Here is a 16,358-nt window from a genome sequence, read left to right as displayed (position 1 = left end):
CGGCCCGCTAACATGCATGGTTTTGCGACTCAGCTACTACAGGAGAACCCTATGAACATCACCACCGTCGGCATCGTGGGCGCAGGCACCATGGGCAATGGCATCGCGCAGGCCTGCGCCGTCTCGGGCATCCGGGTCGTCATGGTCGACATCGCCCAGGCGGCGGTCGACAAGGGCCTGGCCACCGTGGGCAAGAGCCTGGATCGCCTGCTGCAAAAGGACAAGATCACCGAGGCCGACAAGGCCGCCGCGCTGGGCCGCATCCAGGGCAGCACCAGCTACGACGACCTGAAGGCCGCGCAACTCGTCATCGAGGCCGCCACCGAGAACCACGCGCTCAAGAACAAGATCCTGGCCCAGCTCGACGGCCTGCTGCCGCCCGAGGTCATCATCGCCACCAACACCTCGTCGATCTCCATCACGCAGCTGGCCGCCGTCACGCAGCGCCCCGACCGCTTCGTCGGCATGCACTTCTTCAACCCGGTGCCCATGATGGCGCTGGTGGAGATCATCCGCGGCCTGCAGACCAGCGACGCCACGCACGACGCCGTCAAGGACCTGGCCGTGCGCCTGGGCAAGTCGCCCATCACGGTCAGGAACGCGCCGGGCTTCGTCGTCAACCGCATCCTGGTGCCCATGATCAACGAGGCCTTCTTCGTGCTGGCCGAGGGCCTGGCCACGCCCGAGGACATCGACACCGGCATGCGCCTGGGCTGCAACCACCCCATCGGCCCGCTGGCCCTGGCCGACATGGTGGGCCTGGACGTGTGCCTGGCGGTGATGGAGGTGTACCTGGAGCAGTTCGGCGACAGCAAGTACCGCCCCTGCCCCCTGCTGCGCGAATACGTCGCCGCCGGCCACCTGGGCCGCAAGACCGGACGCGGCGTGTACCACTACTGAGCTCGCACCCAACACAGGTCCCGTCCATCGTGACCGGTCCATCCGATCGCCCCGCCATCGTGCTGTTCGCCCACGGCTCGCGCGACCCGCAGTGGGCCGCGCCCCTGCAGGCGCTGCAGGCCGCGGTGCAGCGCCACGCAGGCCCCGGCCGCGCGGTGCGCGTCGCCTACCTGGAGCGCATGGCGCCCACGCTGGCCGAGGTGCTGGATGAACTGGCCGCCAGCGGGCACGGGCGCATCGACCTGGTGCCCGTCTTCTGGGCCGCGGGCGGACACGTGCTGCAGGACTTGCCGGCGCTGATCGACAGCGCCCGCGGCAGGTACCCCGGCCTGGACGTGCGCGTGCAGCCGGCCCTGTCGGGCTGGCCGGGCATCATGGACTGGCTGGCCGAGCGGATCGTGGGCGAGGACCCTGCAACTGCGCCGTGCCGCGGATGACCGCCATGCAGCCGCCGACGACATAGGCACAGGGGCGCACCCGCGGCGCCGGGAAGACGCGTCAGGAGGTCGTTTCCTGGCCCGCTGAATCCGGCCAGGGGCCGCGCAGCGCATCCATCCGCGCGTAGAAGTCATGAACCTGCCGCTGCGCGCCGCGCCGCATGGTTTCTCCGCGCGCGGCGATGGCGGCCGCGTCTTCCTGCGCCCCGGCCTCGCCGACCCTGCGCGAGGCCTCCTGCACGAACTGGCACAGGGGCTGGCGCGCCTGGCCGAAGGCGCGCAGCGCGGTCTCCACGTCGGGCCCGCGCGCGAGCCCGTGCGCCAGCAGCACCGCGTCCTCCAGCGCCATCGCGCCGCCCTGCCCCATGAAGGGCGTGGAGGCATGCGCCGCGTCGCCGATCATGACCACGCGGCCGCGGTGCCAGGGCAGCGGGGCGGCGACCTCCTCCACGGCGGTGTAGAGCACCTCGGCGCCGGGCTCCGAGAGCGCACGCAGGAACGGGCGCGCCGGACCCTCGAACTCGGCGAAGCGCGCCTGCATCAGCGCCGGCCAGTCGGCGCGCTCGTACCACTGCCCCGCGAGCTCGGGCACGGTGCCGAACAGGTACAGCTGATCCTGGCTGATCGGCATGATGCCGAGCCGCTTGCCGCGGCCCATCATCATGATCTTGGCCGTGAGGTCCTTCGGCCGCGGGTGCACGCTGCGCCAGACGCCGAACCCGGTGTAGGCCGGCTCCAGCGGGCCGGCGAGCAGGCGGCGGATGGGCGAGCGTATGCCCTCCGCGCCGACCACGAGGTCATGCTGGCCCGTGGTGCCATCGGAGAGCGCGACGGTGACGAGGTCCTCCGCATCCTGCTCGATCCGCACGGCCGTCGTGCCCAGCCGGATGCCGACACCGAGCGCGCCCAGGCGCCCGGCCAGGATGCGGTGCAGCTCGGCGCGGCGGATGCCGACGATGGGCGCGATCTCCGGGCGCCGGGACGGGTAGCGCGTCTCGGTGATCGGCGCGCCGCGCTCGTCCAGGTAGACGTTGCGGCCGTCGGCAATGGCGAAGCCGCTCGCCATGATCTGCGGCAGCACCCCGAGGCGGTCGAGCGCCTCCAGAGCGTTGTGATAGATGAAGATGCCCGAGCTCTGGAATTTCCATTCCCGCTGCTTCTCCAGCAGCGTCACCCGCGCGCCGGCCTGCGCCAGCGCGATCGCCGCCGCGCAGCCGGCGATCCCGCCGCCCACGACCAGCGCCTGTTCCACCTGTTTCATTCGCGAATCCCCCAACGCGCCCGCGCTTGACACTGAACCGCACTTTAAGGCCAAGATGCCACCCTCGAGTCCCGGGAGAACCCATCGCATGCCTCGCCGCATCCTTCACGTCGTCAGCAACGTCGCCCGCTACGGCGATTCGGCCGAGCCGACCGGCCTGTGGCTGTCGGAGCTGACCCACGCCTGGCAGGTCTTCGCCGCGAAAGGCTACGAGCAACGCATCGTGAGCCCGAAGGGTGGCGCCTCGCCGCTGGAGCCGCGCTCGCTCCAATGGCCGAACCTGGACGCGACCGCGAAGGCGTGGCTGGCCGATGCGGCGCGCATGGCGCTGCTGGCGGACACGGCCCGGCCCGACGCCATCGACCCGGCCGGCTTCGACGCGATCTACTTCACCGGCGGGCACGCCGTCATGTGGGACTTCCCCGACGCGCAAGAACTGCAGCGGATCACGCGCGCCATCTACGAACGCGGCGGTGTCGTCTCATCCGTGTGCCACGGCTACTGCGGCCTGCTGAACACGACGCTGTCGGACGGCGCGCTGCTGGTCGCCGGGCGCAGGCTCACCGGCTTTTCGTGGCGCGAGGAGGTGCTGGCCGGCGTTGCCCGCAAGGTGCCCTACAACGCCGAGCAGGAGATGCAGCGGCGCGGCGCGCTCTACGAGAAAGCGCTGCTGCCCTTCGTCTCCAAGGTGGTGGTCGATGGGCGACTGGTGACCGGCCAGAACCCGCAGTCGGCCAGGGCGACGGCTGAGCGAGTGGCCGCGCTGCTGGGCTGAAAGGTCAAGCGCCCCTGGCGGGCGCATCATCCAGCCGCATCTCCGCCAGCACGCGCCGGGCGTTGGCGGCGCAGTCCATGTCGGCGGGCCTGGCCTCGATCTGCGCCACCAGCTCCAGCAGCTGCGCCCTGCTTTGCGCCAGCTGGGCCTGCAGCACCTCGATGTCCTGCACCTTGCGGCGCAGCGTGTCGATCAGGGTGTCGTGCTCCCAGCCGGCCAGCCCGCCCGGCAGCAGCGTGCGCAGCTCGTCCAGGCTGAAGCCCGCGCGCTGCCCGGCAGCGATCAATCGCAGCGTCAGCACCGCATCGGCGGGGTAGCTGCGGTAGCCGTTGGCCTGGCGTTGCACGGTCTTGAGCAGGCCGATGCGCTCGTAGAAGCGGATGCGCGAGGCGGCCAGGCCGGTGTGCCGGGCGAGCTCTCCGATGTTCATGGTCCGCAGTTTGACATTGAACTTTGCTTCAAGGTTAACCTCGCGCCAGCAACATGTGCAAGAGGCCATTCCATGCAGACCATCCTGGGCGCGAACGGACAGATCGCCACGGAACTGGCGCGCGAACTGCGGCGCAGCCACACGGACGGGATACGGCTGGTGAGCCGCACCCCGCGCAAGGTGAACGACACGGACACGCTGGTGTCCGCCAACCTGCTCGACGCGCGGCAGACGGCGCAGGCGGTCCAGGGCAGCCGCGTGGTCTATTTCACCGCCGGGCTGCCGCCGGATACAGCCTTGTGGGAAGCGCAGTTCCCCACGATGCTGAAGAACGCCCTCGATGCGTGCCGCACGGCGGGCGCCAAGTTCGCCTACTTCGACAACACCTACATGTACCCGCAGGACGCCCGGCTGCAGACCGAGGACACGCCCTTCGCGCCCGTGGGCCGCAAGGGCCGGGTGCGCGCGGCGATGGCGTCCATGGTGCTGGAGGAAATGGCGCGCGGCGAAATCCCCGTGCTCATCGGTCGCGCGCCCGAGTTCTATGGGCCGGGCAAGACGCAGAGCTTCACCAACGCGCTGGTCATCGAGCGGCTCCAGGCCGGCCGCAAGCCCCGCGTGCCGATGCGCGACGACACGCGGCGCACGCTCATCTGGACACCCGACGCCAGCCGCGCGCTGGCGGCCCTGGGCAACGCACCCGACGCCTTCGGGCAGACCTGGCACCTGCCCTGCTGCGACGACCGGCCGACCTACAGGCAGTTCGTCGGCATGGCCGCCGAGGTGTTCGGCCGCAAGCCCGCCTACACCGTCATCGGCCCATGGACCCTGGCCGCCGCCGCCCTCTTCTCCAGCCGGGTGCGCGAGATCCAGGAACTGCTGCCCCGCTACGCACACGACAACCTGTTCGACTCCACCCGGTTCAAGCGCCGCTTCCCGGCATTCGGGGTGACCACGTACCGCGAGGGGCTGGAGCGGATTCGGCAAGGGTGGGCGGGCCGATAGCCAGCCAGGGTGCCGGGCGGGCGCTGACTACCACTGCACCGCGCCGCGGATGACCGCCATGCAGTCGCCACCGACCCACACCGTGCCGGCCGCGTCGCGCTCGACGTGCACGCGCCCGGCGCGGCCCAGCGCGGAGCCTTGCGCGGCCAGGTAGCGCACGGGCAGTTCGCCGGCCTCGATCAGCCACTGCGCCAGGCTGGCGTTCAGGCTGCCGGTGACCGGGTCTTCGGGTACGCCGATGGGTGCGGCGAAGGCGCGCACCTCGATCAGCGGCGCCTCGGCGGCGGCGCCGAAGGCGCGCGCCTCGCGGCTCGAGCGTGCTATCAATGGCGCAGCTGCTTGGGCTTGATGCATGCCGGCCACACCCACTTTTTGTCCGATGGCGGCCAGCCTGGCGTGGTCCGGCGCCAGCGCCAGCACGGTGTCGGCGCTGTCCAGCCACAGGGTGAGCCAGCGCGGGCCGTTGTCCAGCCACTGCGCGCGCCGCACCTGGCCGGGCGGCAGACCCAGGGCCTGCACGACAGCGGCCAGCAACTCGGGCGCCACATCGCCCTGGCGGCTGGGCGGCGCGGCAAAGGCCAGGCGCTCGCCGCTGCGCCGCAAGTCGACCAGGCCCTGCGCGCACTGCTGCACGATGCGATCGGCCGCCTTCGGCTGGCCACCCGCGGCCAGCCACGCAAAGCACGAGCCCAGCGTGGGGTGGCCGGCAAAGGGCAGCTCGCCGCCGGGCGTGAAGATGCGCAAGGCGTAGTCGGCGCGTGCATCGGTGGGCGGCAGCACGAAGGTGGTCTCGGACAGATTGGTCCAGCGCGCAAAGCGCTGCATGGCGGCGTCATCCAGGCCGCTGGCGTCCAGCACCACGGCCACCGGGTTGCCCAGGCCGGGCTGGGCGGTGAAGACGTCGATCTGGGCGAAGGGGCGCGGCTGGGTCATGGCATTACTGTTTTGATAGCTGCTCGCGCTTGTCGCATGCGGGCCATAGGCTTGTTTTCTCAAGAAATCGCCGCCCGAACCACGCGCGCCAGCATGGCCATGCCCTGCTCGATCTGCTCGGGCGTCGACGTGACGAAGGACAGGCGCAGCGTGCGTGGGTCGGCGTGGTCGGCGTAAAACGGCGCGCCGGGCACGAAGGCCATGCCGGCCTCCACCGCCTGCGGCAGCAGGGCCTGCGCGTTCAGCCCCTCGGGCAGCGTCACCCACACAAACATGCCGCCCAGCGGCTGCGTCCACTGCACGTCCAGCCCGGCCATGTGCCGCGCCAGCGCGGCCAGCATGGCGCCCTGCTGCGCCTTGTAGCGCGCGCGAATGGTGGGCACGTGGCGGTCGAGAAAACCGTCCTTGATGACTTCGGCCACCACACGCTGGTTGAAGCCGGGCGTGTGCAGATCGGCCGCCTGCTTGGCCTGCAGCAGCTTGGGGTAAAGCTGGGGCGGCGCCACGACGTAGCCCAGGCGCAGGCCGGGCGCCAGGATCTTGCTGAACGACCCCAGGTAAATCACGCCCTCGGGCCAGCGCGCCAGCAGCGGCGCGGGCGGCGGCGTGTCGAACCACAGCTCGCCGTAGGGGTTGTCCTCGACGATGGGCAGGCCGTGCTCGCGGCACAGCGCCACGATCTGCTCGCGCCGCGCCGCGTCCTGCGTGCGGCCGGTGGGGTTCTGGAAGTTGGGCAGCAGGTAGATGAAGCGCGGTCGCTCTTCTTTTTGAAGCACGTCGCGCAAGCCCTGCGCCGACACGCCGCCTTCGTCGCTGGGCACGCTGGCAAAGCGCGGCTGCATGGGCGTGAAGGCCTGCAGCGCGCCCAGGTAGGTGGGCGTCTCCACCAGCACGCGGCTGCCTTCGTCGATCAGCACCTTGGCCACCAGGTCCAGCCCCTGCTGGCTGCCGGTGGTGATCAAGACCTGCTCGGGCGACACGCGCGCGCCCTGCTTGCCCAGCTCGCCGGCCACCCACTGGCGCAGCTCGGGCAGGCCTTCGCTGGACGCGTATTGCAGCGAGGGCTTGGCGACCGGGCTGCCTTCGGCCAGCACCGCCGCGCAGGCTTCGCGCATGGCGGCCACCGGAAAGGTCTCGGGCGCGGGCAGGCCGCCGGCAAAGTTGAGGATGCCCGGGCGCTCGGTGATCTTGAGGATCTCGCGGATGGCCGAGGGGTTCATGGCGGCGGCACGCGCGGCCAGGTGCCAGGGCCCGGGCAGCGGCGGGTCGATGGGGTTCATGTTGGATCTCCTTGAGCAACGGAAGCGGGCGCGGCGGGCCGCGAGATGCGCCGGCCCAGCACCACGGTGGCCACCACCGCCAGCGCAAAGCCGATCGAGCCCGCGTCCAGCCGCTCGCCCAGCAGCGGCAGGGCAAACAGCATGGACAAGAACGGTTGCAGCAACTGAACCTGGCTCACGCGCAGCGCGCCGCCCCAGTCCAGCCCGCGAAACCAGGCAAAGAACCCGGCCCACATCGACACCGAGCCGACGTAGGCAAAACCCAGCCAGGCGCTGGCGCGCACGGGCTGCAGCGCCGTGTCGGGCCACAGGTAGAGCGTGGCCGGCAGGCTGAAAGGCAGGGTCAGCACGCACATCCAGCAGATCACGCGCTCGGCGCCCAGCTCGGGCGTGACCTGGGCGCCGTACACATAGCCCACCGAGGCGGCCACCACGGCGCCCAGCAGCAGCCAGTCGGCCCGCGCCAGGCCAAAGCCGCCGGCCTGGTCGGCGCGCAGCCAGGCAAACACCACCACCAGCACGCTGCCGGCCACGGCGCAGGCCCAGAAGCCCAGCCGCGCGCGCTGCCCCAGAATCAGCGCCGCCGCCACCGCCGTCACCAGCGGCAGCAGCGCGGTGACCACGGCGGCGTGCGTGGCCGTCACGCTGCGCAGCGCCAGCGCCAGCAGCAGCGGGTAGCCGATGACGTTGCCGGACACCGCCCCCAGCAGCGGCCCCCAGTGGCGCCGCGCGGGCCAGGGCGAGCGCGTGACGAGCAGAAAGGCGAGCGACAGCAGGCCCGCCAGCGCCGCCCGCCCCGCGGTGATGAACAGCGGCGCCAGTTGCGGATCTGCCGCGCTGCCGGTGGCCAGGCGCGTGGCCGGCAGCGTGATGGCGAACAGGCCCACCCCCAGCACGCCCAGCCAAAAGCCCAGCAGCTGGCGCCGCTCGGGGGCCATGGCGCTCACGACGCCGCTCCGCCGGCCAGCAGCGCCGACCACGCCATCCACGCCGCCGTCAGCACCAGCGCCAGCGCCATCGCGCGGTTGAACCAAAGCAGGCGCCGGCCCTGCGCCAGCCAGCCGCGCAGCAGCGAGCCCACCAGCGCGTAGGTGAAGTTGCTGGCCAGGCCGAACACCACCATCAGCAGCCCCGTCCAGCCCAGGCGCGCCAGCCAGTCGGGATGGCCCAGCACCCAGCCGGCCAGCGCCGTCAGCGCCAGCAGCCAGACCTTGACGTTGAGAAACTGCAGGCCCACGCCCTCGACAAAGCTCACCTGCAGCTGGCGCGCATCGGCCTGGCCCAGCGTGCCGCTGCGCGCCAGGCGCGCGGCCAGCCACAGCATGTAAAGCACGCCGACGACCAGGATGCCCCAGCGCAGCCACGGCGCCGCCAGCACCAGCGCGCCCAGGCCCGCGCCGCACAGCAGCAGCAGCATGATCCAGCCGGCCGCCACCGCGCAGATGAAGTGCAGCGTGCCGCGCAGACCGCGGTTGGCCGCCAGCGCCGTGGCCAGCGTGGTGTTGGGCCCGGGCGTGAAGGTGGCGGCGGCAAACAGCAGCAGCAGGGCAGAAAACTCGGCCGTGGACATGACGGCACTGTAGCCGCTGGTAGCCATACACCAGCCATACAGTTGACAGGCGCAGATCGACAACTGTATGGTTGGCCCCAGCCATACAGATGAGCCGCCCCATGCTGCTGCGCACCGCCACCCAGCCCCTGGCCGAGCAACTGGCCGCGCGCTTTGCCGGGCGCATCCGCGACCGCCTGCTGGCCGCCGGCGCGCGCCTGCCCAGCGTGCGCCAGTGCGCGGCGCAGCACGGCGTGAGCCCCTCCACCGTGGTGGCCGCCTACGACCAGCTGCTGGCCCAGGGCCTGGTCGAGGCGCGCCGCAACCGCGGCTTTTTCGTGCGCGGCCAGGCCCCCGCGCCGGCCGCCGGCACGGACGGCCCCGCCGCCGTGGCCGACGCCGCCCACGCGCGCCGGCACAACACGCCCCTGAGCGCCGCCACGCTGATGCGCGGCATGTTCCAGCCCATCAGCAGCAAGCCGCAGCCCGGCATGGGCGTGCTGCCCAGCGAGTGGATCGCCACCGACGCGGTCCTCGGCGGCCTGCGCAAGGTCATGGGCACGGCCAGCGTGCGCGAGTCCAGCGTGCGCTACGGCGAGCCCATGGGCGAGCCGGCGCTGCGCCGCGTGCTGGCCGCGCGCCTGCAGGCCATGGGCATCGCCGCGCGCGCCGAGCACATCGTCACCACCATGGGCGCCACGCACGCGCTGGACATCATCAGCCGCACCCTGCTCAAGCCCGGCGACGCGGTGATGGTCGAAGAGCCCGGCTGGGCCGTCGAGTTCGCCCGCCTGTCGGCGCTGGGCATGCGCATCCTGCCCGTGCCGCGCGGCCCCGAGGGGCCCGACCTGGCGGTGATGGCGCGCTACTGCGAGGCGCACGCCGGCACGCCGCTGGCGCCGCGCCTGTTCGTCAGCGTCAGCGTGCTGCACAACCCCACCGGCGCCAGCCTGTCGCCGGCCCACGCCCACCGCGTGCTGCAACTGGCGCAGCAGCACGGCTTCTGGATCGCCGAGGACGACAGCTACTGCCACCTCGCGCCCGAGCACGCCACGCGCCTGGCCATGCTCGACGGCCTGGCGCGCACCATCTACGTCGGCGGCTTCTCCAAGATCCTGGCGCCCAACTGGCGCATCGGCTTCCTGGCCGCGCCGCCCGAGCTGCTGGAGCCGCTGCTGGACACCAAGCTGCTCTCCACCCTGACCACCCCCAGCCTGCTGGAGCGCGCGCTGGCGCAATGCATCGAGCAGGGCCAGCTGCGCCGCCACGCCGAGCGCGTGCGCACCCGCCTGGACGCCGCCCGCAGCCGCAGCGCCAAGCTGGCGCAACAGGCCGGCTGCCGCCTGGCCGCCGAGCCCGCCGGCCTGTTCGGCTGGGTAGACACCGGCGTGGACACCGAACAACTGGCGCTGCGTCTGCTGGACGACGGCTACCTGCTGGCCCCCGGCGCGCTGTTCCACGCGGAGCGGCGGCCCAGTACGCTGATGCGGATCAACTTTGCGACGACGCAGGAGGCGGTGTTCTGGGGGGCGTTTGAGAGGGCGAGGGATGGAGTTTGCAAGTGACCACAGGGCGATCTCAACTCTGAAGTGCAACACCAGTGGTTGAGAATCAATGAATCGTAGCCGAATCTTTCTCGCTGATGGCCGTCATGATGCGCTTGAAAGCTTGGTAGGGACTGTCCCATCCCAGCGTCTGCCTGGGTCGGTTGTTCATCAAGTCGGCAATCGAGTCCAGCGCATCTTGGTCATGCACCGACAGATCGGTGCCCTTGGGCAGGAACTGGCGCAGCAATCCGTTGGTGTTCTCGCAACTGCCCTTTTGCCAAGGACTGTGCGGATCGCAAAAGTACACCTTCACGCCCGTGGCCTCACTGAGCGCCTTGTGCCGCGCCATCTCCCGACCCTGGTCGTAGGTGAGCGTTTTGCGCAGCGGCGCAGCCACCGCATTGAGCTTGGCCGAGAACGCCGCCAGCGCACTTTCTGCCGTGCTGCTCTGCATCTTGCACAGCAGCACAAGACGCGTTGTACGCTCCACCAGCACACCGACCGCAGACTGGTTGCCCGCACCCTTGATCAGATCGCCCTCCCAGTGCCCGGGCATCAGGCGGTCTTCGATCTCGGGCGGGCGCACATGGATGCTCACCATGTCAGGGATCTTCCCTCGTCGATCCTGGCCCGCAGAGCGGGGCCTGCGCGTGCTCTTGCCTTGGCGCAGCAAGGCGATGAGCTGGCGGCGCAGCTCCCCGCGTGGGTAGGCGTAGATGGTGTCGTAGATCGTCTCGTGCGAGACGTGCCAGGCGGGCTCATCGGGATGCATGCGCCTGAGTGTGCTGGCAATTTGCTGTGGCGACCAGCACCAGCTGAGCAGCGTGCAAACCGTCTGCCACAAAGCGCCATCGGCATGCAGCTTGGGCAAGGGTCGGGCATCGATGCGGCGCTTCAGATATGCGTGGTGGGCGCTGCTGCTGGCGTAGCCGCTATCGCTGCTGTTGCGCCGCAGTTCGCGACACAGGGTGCTGGGGCTGCGCCCCATCAGTCGCCCCATGGCCCGAAGGCTCCAGCCTTGCTGGTGCAGCGAGCTCAGCGTCATGCGCTCTTCAGCCTGCAGTTGTTTGTATCGTGTTCCCATCGGTGCAACTTACCTCATGTGAGGGTGTTGCACTTCAAAATTGAGATCGCCCAGGCTTTCGACGACCAGTTCTCCCGGTTGGGCGAGCGGTGGTTGAATGGGGTCGGGTTTTGACCCAGAGCGGACAAGGACGGCTGCACTCGAATGTCCGCTACGGCGCACCTACTCGTCCGATAGGGAATTTTCTGTATTTGGTTGGTTTTACTTTGTCGCACGTACTTATTGCATTTTTGGCCAATCCCTGGTAGTCGGAGGCAAGCTCGAATGGTCGCCCGCCGGTGGCAGTCCTCACGGTGACGGGCTACTACGGTACGACGTGCTTGCGGTGGCATCCCATGACCCTACATCCATGCATGCGCGTCCGTGATTGAATCGAGTTCGACTTGCGACAATTGTCGGCGCATTGTTGGCTTTCGCATCACTATAATTGCCATGAATGGCGATTGGTTTTGCGGTTGTTTCGTTGTGTAGCCAGCGGCATTTCACAGCGCTGCGGACACGGTCAGATAAATTTACTAGTCACGAACCATACTTGAGGGGATCACATGGATGCTATTTCGGGAGCTTTGGATCAAGCGTTCGTTGCATATTCGTCTCGCGATTCTCATTTGGCAGGGCTCATCGCGCTGGGCGTCTCCAAAGCAAACCGTCGCGTCGGAAAAAACATTCAGTACACGCCTTGGGAATTCAACGACATAGCCGGAAACCCCCTCATTTCACCGATTCTCGATGGGATCGAGTCATCCAAATATGTGGTTGCCGACATTACGTATCTCAATCCTAATGTTGTGTACGAGATCGGATTTGCAATAGGCAGGTCGCGTAGATGTTTTCTCGTTCGACATTCAGGAACGGAGGGAGATCAGAAGGTTGCCAGAGAGGTGGGTATCTTCGATACACTGGGGTATGACAACTACGTTGACGACGATGCGTTGGCTAACTCTCTCTCTGCGTATGTCGATCCAACCCCACTTCCACTATCCGTTTCGTTGGACAGATTGGCTCCAGTTTATGTTGTCGAGCCACCTGCAAGGGGTGATATTGCTACGCTGATGACTTCTCGGCTAAAGAAAGCCAAGTACAAGTACAGAAGTTTCAATCCCACCGAGGATTCGCGGCTTTCTGCGACAGACGCGATGCGCCAGGTCGGTGCATCCTCAGGTGTCCTGCTTTCGCTACTGGACGGGGAGCAAGACCAGAATCTTGTTCACGACACGCGAACGCTCTTCGTCGCCGGCCTCGCACATGGGATGGGTAAGCCGACACTGATTCTCGCTCACGCAAATGCAAAGGTTCCGTTGGATGTTCGCGATGCCGTCAAGACGTACTCTCGAGCAGAGGACATAGTTCAGCACATAGCTGCTTTCTCGCTTGAAATCACCGAGCATCTGCAACAGGGAGACCCAACCCCGCTAAAGGGCCTCACGCCGCTGCAATCACTGCAAATAGGCGATCCGACTGCTGAGAACGAAATGACCACTCTCGGTAGTTACTTCCTGGCGACGGACCAGTTCAGAAAGGCATTGAGAGGTGAGGTGAATATCGTCGTTGGGCGAAAGGGCGCAGGGAAGACTGCACTTTTCATTCAGATCCGCGATAAGATTCGATCCGACAAGCGTAACGTTGTTGTGGATTTAAAACCGGAAGGGTATCAGCTACTCAAGCTCAAGGAGGATATTCTTGCCCATGTGACCCAAGGCGCGAGCCACCACTTGGTAACGGCTTTCTGGGAGTATCTGATACTTCTTGAGATTACGTATAAGTTGCTCGAGAAGGATCAGAACACTCACAAATTCAATCATGAAATTCGAGACTTGTACATCGAACTTGAGCACACCTATCGTACCGAGGGATATTCTGTTGAGGGCGACTTCTCTGAGCGGTTGTTGGCGTTATCCCAGCGCATTGCTTTGGATTACGGTCAGCGTTACGGAAATAGTGACGGCACTAAACTGACGACTGATCAGGTGACGCAACTCGTGTACTCCCATGACGTTAAGGCGCTACGTGCCCAAGTAATTAAGTATCTAGAGCACAAGCAGGGAGTTTGGGTACTGTTTGACAACCTAGATAAAGGATGGAGCACGCAAGGCGTTGACGTCGTCGATGCAATGGTTCTCCGTTGCCTTATTGATGCTGGCCGAAAGGTCGAGCGTGACATGCGGAAGGCTGGGCACACGGTACATTGCATCGTGTTCATTCGGAACGATGTCTACGAGCATCTAATGCGCCAGAGCGCTGACTACGGCAAGGAGATGCGTGTAACGCTTGATTGGACTGATGCTGACATGCTCAGAGAACTCCTCCGCTTGCGTCTGGCTGCATCACTCCCAAATGGATCGAGTGAGCTGACCTTTGATCAGCTCTGGCCCAAGCTATGCGTTTCTCACTATAAGGGTGAAGAAACGTCTTCGTACATAATTGAGCGATCTCTGATGAGGCCACGCAATATCATCAAGATATTTGCGCATGCCAAGGGGTTTGCAGCGAATCTCACACACGCGAAAATTGAAGAGACAGACTTGGAGAAAGGTGTTCGTGCCTACTCCCAAGATTTGCTGGTGGAGCTAGACCACGAACTTACCGATGTTTTCCCTGCGACAAAGGATCTTCTGTACCAGTTCATTGATGCTCCGGCGCGCATGTCGGAAGCCAAGCTGGAATCATTCATACGCGGAGCAGAGATTGAGGATGACCAGATTGGCCGAGTCATCGATTTTCTTCTCTACTACGGAATTCTAGGCGTGGCGGTACCGGACGACCAAGTTCATTATATCTTCAATGTGAACTATGACCTGAAAGTTCTTCAGGTCCGCGCAGCAAGAGCATCAGACGAAGACGTGTATGTCATGAATCCCGCGTTTGCCCCTGCTCTGGGGATTCGCAACTCTGATTAGCGCACTAGTTGTCGTCGTTTCGAAGTGGCGTCAACGTTGGTGGGAGGTTTTCGCTCAACGAGGTCTTGGCGAAGGTTAGTAACATTGGGAAATGAAACATCAACGGGCTATGCTGCCGAATATTCATCGAAGCTCAAACGTGTTGTTCGATATTCCGCAGCCGTTCCTTCACGCGGCCAGATTGCTAATTTTCGCCCGTCCACAAGGTCACATCTCGCTTCTTGGCGGACATTGAGGCTGAGGCGCGGTGCGCGCATGTCAGCTTCTGACCGAAAACGGCCTGCCAAGAAGCTCCCTCACCCCACCATCCGCCCTTCCCCACTCAGAAACACCACGCGCACTTCCTGCTCCGGATGCAGCTGCTCGATAGCGGCGCGGCAGCGAGCCCGTTGCGCTTGTGGCGCGGCGTCGTGCTCGGGGTAGGCGGCGCTTTTGTAGTCGAGCACCCACCAGGCCTCGGTGCCGTGGGCGCAGGCGCTGGCTGTCGTGGATGAGTTCGATTTCGCCGAAGGCGTCGAGCACCTCGGCGGCGGACGCAGCGTTCTAGCGCGCCTTCGAGCAGGCGCGATCAGGTTTTTAAATCAAATCCGACCTTAGCCCGCACCCACCAAGCGCCATCAGCTATTGATTATGTAGCTTTCCCAATGCGGCACGCACATCCACCGGCATGTCAATGGCGCGATGGGTGCCCAGGTCGGTGAACACCAGCACCTGGCGCGCGCCCACGCGCAGCTCGTCGCCGTGGCGCACCTCGATGGTCACGGTGAGCGACTTGCCGCCCACGCGCTCGGGCGTGATGCTGAAGGTCAGGTTCTCGCCCATGCGGCTGACGGCGCGAAAGTCGCACTCCAGCCGCACGGTGGGCGTGCCCACGCGGCGCCGGCCGATGAAGTCGGCGTAGTCGATGCCCATGCCCTGCGTGAACCAGTCTTCCACCAGGTGGTTGAACAGCACCAGGTACTGGGGGAAGAACACGATGCCGGCCGGGTCGCACTGCGAGAAGTGGATGGGATAGACCCGCTCGAAGCGGGGGGTGGCGGTGCTCATACGGCCATCAGAAAGCAGCGATGCCCGTGATGGCGCGGCCCAGGATCAGCGCGTGGATGTCGTGCGTGCCCTCGTAGGTGTTGACCACCTCCAGGTTGACCAGGTGGCGCGCCACGCCGAACTCGTCGCTGATGCCGTTGCCGCCCATCATGTCGCGCGCCAGGCGGGCGATGTCCAGTGACTTGCCGCAGCTGTTGCGCTTGACGATGGAGGTCAGCTCGACCGCCGGGCTGCCCTCGTCCTTCATCCTTCCCAGGCGCAGGCAGGCCTGCAGGCCCAGGGTGATCTCGGTCAGCATGTCGGCCAGCTTCTTCTGGATGAGCTGGTTGGCCGCCAGCGGCTTGCCGAACTGCTTGCGGTCGATCACGTACTGGCGCGCGCGGGCGTAGCAGTCCTCGGCCGCACCCAGGGCCCCCCAGGCGATGCCGAAGCGCGCCGAGTTGAGGCAGGTGAACGGGCCCTTGAGGCCACGCACTTCGGGGAAGGCGTTTTCCTCGGGGCAGAAGACCTCGTCCATCACGATCTCGCCGGTGATGCTGGCGCGCAGGCCGACCTTGCCGTGGATGGCGGGCGCCGTCAGGCCCTTCCAGCCCTTTTCGAGCACGAAGCCGCGGATGGAGCCCTCGTCGTCCTTGGCCCAGACGACGAACACGTCGGCGATGGGGCTGTTGCTGATCCACATCTTGCTGCCCGACAGCGAGTAGCCGCCCGGCACCTTCTTGGCGCGGGTGATCATGCTGCCGGGGTCGGAGCCGTGGTTGGGCTCGGTCAGGCCGAAGCAGCCGATCCACTGGCCGCTGGCCAGCTTGGGCAGATATTTCTGCTTGGTGGCCTCGTTGCCGAATTCGTTGATGGGCACCATGACGAGCGAGGACTGCACGCTCATCATCGAGCGGTAGCCCGAGTCGACGCGCTCGACCTCGCGCGCGATCAGGCCGTAGCTGACGTAGCCCAGGCCCGCGCCGCCAAAGCGCTCGGGAATGGTGGGGCCCAGCAGGCCCAGCTCGCCCATCTCGCGGAAGATGGCCGGGTCGGTCTTTTCGTGGCGAAAGGCGTCCTGCACGCGCGGGGCCAGCTTGTCCTGGCAGTAGGCGTGGGCGGCATCCTGGATGGCGCGCTCGTCGTCGGTGAGCTGCTCGCGCAGCGCGAACGGGTCTTCCCAGCTGAAGGGGGTCTTGTGCTTGGACATGGAAACTCCGGTGGATGAATGCGG

The 16,358-nt window shown here is 66.6% G+C and carries 16 protein-coding genes; 6 read left to right on the top strand and 10 right to left on the bottom strand.

Annotated features, from left to right (window positions below):
- The first annotated feature begins 51 nt into the window (after positions 1-51).
- Positions 52-900 carry a 3-hydroxybutyryl-CoA dehydrogenase gene (locus H6927_06025; GenBank protein ID MCP5217655.1) on the top strand — a complete coding sequence of 283 codons (849 nt, stop codon included), beginning with the start codon at positions 52-54 and terminating at the stop codon, positions 898-900.
- A 29-nt stretch (positions 901-929) separates the two neighbouring features.
- Positions 930-1,337, top strand: coding sequence for a CbiX/SirB N-terminal domain-containing protein (locus H6927_06020; protein MCP5217654.1), 408 nt, complete (start codon positions 930-932; stop codon positions 1,335-1,337).
- Between the two features lie 61 nt (positions 1,338-1,398).
- Here H6927_06020 and H6927_06015 read toward each other — a convergent pair whose 3' ends face one another.
- Positions 1,399-2,598: an FAD-dependent oxidoreductase gene (locus H6927_06015; protein ID MCP5217653.1), complete on the bottom strand. Its 1,200-nt coding sequence runs from the start codon at positions 2,596-2,598 to the stop codon at positions 1,399-1,401.
- 88 nt (positions 2,599-2,686) lie between these two features.
- Between H6927_06015 and H6927_06010 the strand changes: the two genes are divergently transcribed.
- Entirely contained in the window at positions 2,687-3,373 is a 687-nt protein-coding gene (locus H6927_06010; protein ID MCP5217652.1) for a type 1 glutamine amidotransferase domain-containing protein, read from the top strand.
- Between the two features lie 4 nt (positions 3,374-3,377).
- Here the strand turns inward: H6927_06010 and H6927_06005 are convergent, their stop codons facing one another.
- Positions 3,378-3,803, bottom strand: a complete 426-nt coding sequence (locus H6927_06005) for a MerR family transcriptional regulator (protein ID MCP5217651.1) — start codon at positions 3,801-3,803, stop codon at positions 3,378-3,380.
- A 72-nt stretch (positions 3,804-3,875) separates the two neighbouring features.
- Here H6927_06005 and H6927_06000 point away from each other — a divergent pair, with 72 nt between their 5' ends.
- Positions 3,876-4,808 carry an NAD-dependent epimerase/dehydratase family protein gene (locus H6927_06000; protein ID MCP5217650.1) on the top strand — a complete coding sequence of 311 codons (933 nt, stop codon included), beginning with the start codon at positions 3,876-3,878 and terminating at the stop codon, positions 4,806-4,808.
- Positions 4,809-4,835: 27 nt separating this feature from the next.
- On the opposite strand, the gene H6927_05995 is transcribed toward H6927_06000, so the two are convergent.
- The 4 genes from H6927_05995 to H6927_05980 are packed head-to-tail and all read right to left on the bottom strand — an operon-like array spanning position 4,836 to position 8,591.
- Entirely contained in the window at positions 4,836-5,741 is a 906-nt protein-coding gene (locus H6927_05995) for a PhzF family phenazine biosynthesis protein (GenBank protein MCP5217649.1), read from the bottom strand.
- Between the two features lie 59 nt (positions 5,742-5,800).
- A complete protein-coding gene (locus H6927_05990) occupies positions 5,801-7,021 on the bottom strand; it encodes a PLP-dependent aminotransferase family protein (protein MCP5217648.1) in 1,221 nt (406 codons plus the stop codon).
- Positions 7,018-7,959, bottom strand: coding sequence for a DMT family transporter (locus H6927_05985; protein MCP5217647.1), 942 nt, complete (start codon positions 7,957-7,959; stop codon positions 7,018-7,020). The genes H6927_05990 and H6927_05985 overlap by 4 nt, the downstream gene beginning before the upstream one ends.
- A 5-nt stretch (positions 7,960-7,964) precedes the next feature.
- Entirely contained in the window at positions 7,965-8,591 is a 627-nt protein-coding gene (locus tag H6927_05980; protein MCP5217646.1) for a LysE family transporter, read from the bottom strand.
- A 101-nt stretch (positions 8,592-8,692) separates the two neighbouring features.
- Between H6927_05980 and H6927_05975 the strand changes: the two genes are divergently transcribed.
- Positions 8,693-10,135 (top strand): PLP-dependent aminotransferase family protein, encoded by a 1,443-nt coding sequence (locus tag H6927_05975; protein MCP5217645.1) that lies wholly within the window; start codon positions 8,693-8,695, stop codon positions 10,133-10,135.
- A gap of 46 nt (positions 10,136-10,181) precedes the next feature.
- Here H6927_05975 and H6927_05970 read toward each other — a convergent pair whose 3' ends face one another.
- On the bottom strand, positions 10,182-11,201 hold the full coding sequence (locus H6927_05970; protein MCP5217644.1) for an IS30 family transposase: 1,020 nt from the start codon (positions 11,199-11,201) through the stop codon (positions 10,182-10,184).
- A gap of 545 nt (positions 11,202-11,746) precedes the next feature.
- Here H6927_05970 and H6927_05965 point away from each other — a divergent pair.
- The gene (locus tag H6927_05965) at positions 11,747-14,098 is read left to right on the top strand and encodes a hypothetical protein (GenBank protein MCP5217643.1); all 2,352 of its coding nucleotides are present in this window, start codon (positions 11,747-11,749) and stop codon (positions 14,096-14,098) included.
- A gap of 296 nt (positions 14,099-14,394) precedes the next feature.
- On the opposite strand, the gene H6927_05960 is transcribed toward H6927_05965, so the two are convergent.
- From H6927_05960 to H6927_05950, 3 genes are all read right to left on the bottom strand, one after another.
- The gene (locus H6927_05960) at positions 14,395-14,544 is read right to left on the bottom strand and encodes a hypothetical protein (GenBank protein MCP5217642.1); all 150 of its coding nucleotides are present in this window, start codon (positions 14,542-14,544) and stop codon (positions 14,395-14,397) included.
- A 175-nt stretch (positions 14,545-14,719) separates the two neighbouring features.
- Positions 14,720-15,145 (bottom strand): acyl-CoA thioesterase, encoded by a 426-nt coding sequence (locus H6927_05955; GenBank protein MCP5217641.1) that lies wholly within the window; start codon positions 15,143-15,145, stop codon positions 14,720-14,722.
- A 7-nt stretch (positions 15,146-15,152) separates the two neighbouring features.
- Complete coding sequence (locus H6927_05950) at positions 15,153-16,334, bottom strand: acyl-CoA dehydrogenase (protein MCP5217640.1); 1,182 nt, start codon at positions 16,332-16,334, stop codon at positions 15,153-15,155.
- Between the last annotated feature and the right edge of the window lie 24 nt (positions 16,335-16,358).

The organism is Burkholderiaceae bacterium (assembly GCA_024235995.1).
Lineage (GTDB): Bacteria > Pseudomonadota > Gammaproteobacteria > Burkholderiales > Burkholderiaceae_C > Ottowia.
Note: the sequence above shows the minus strand (reverse complement) of the source record. Positions and strands in the feature narration are given on the sequence as shown.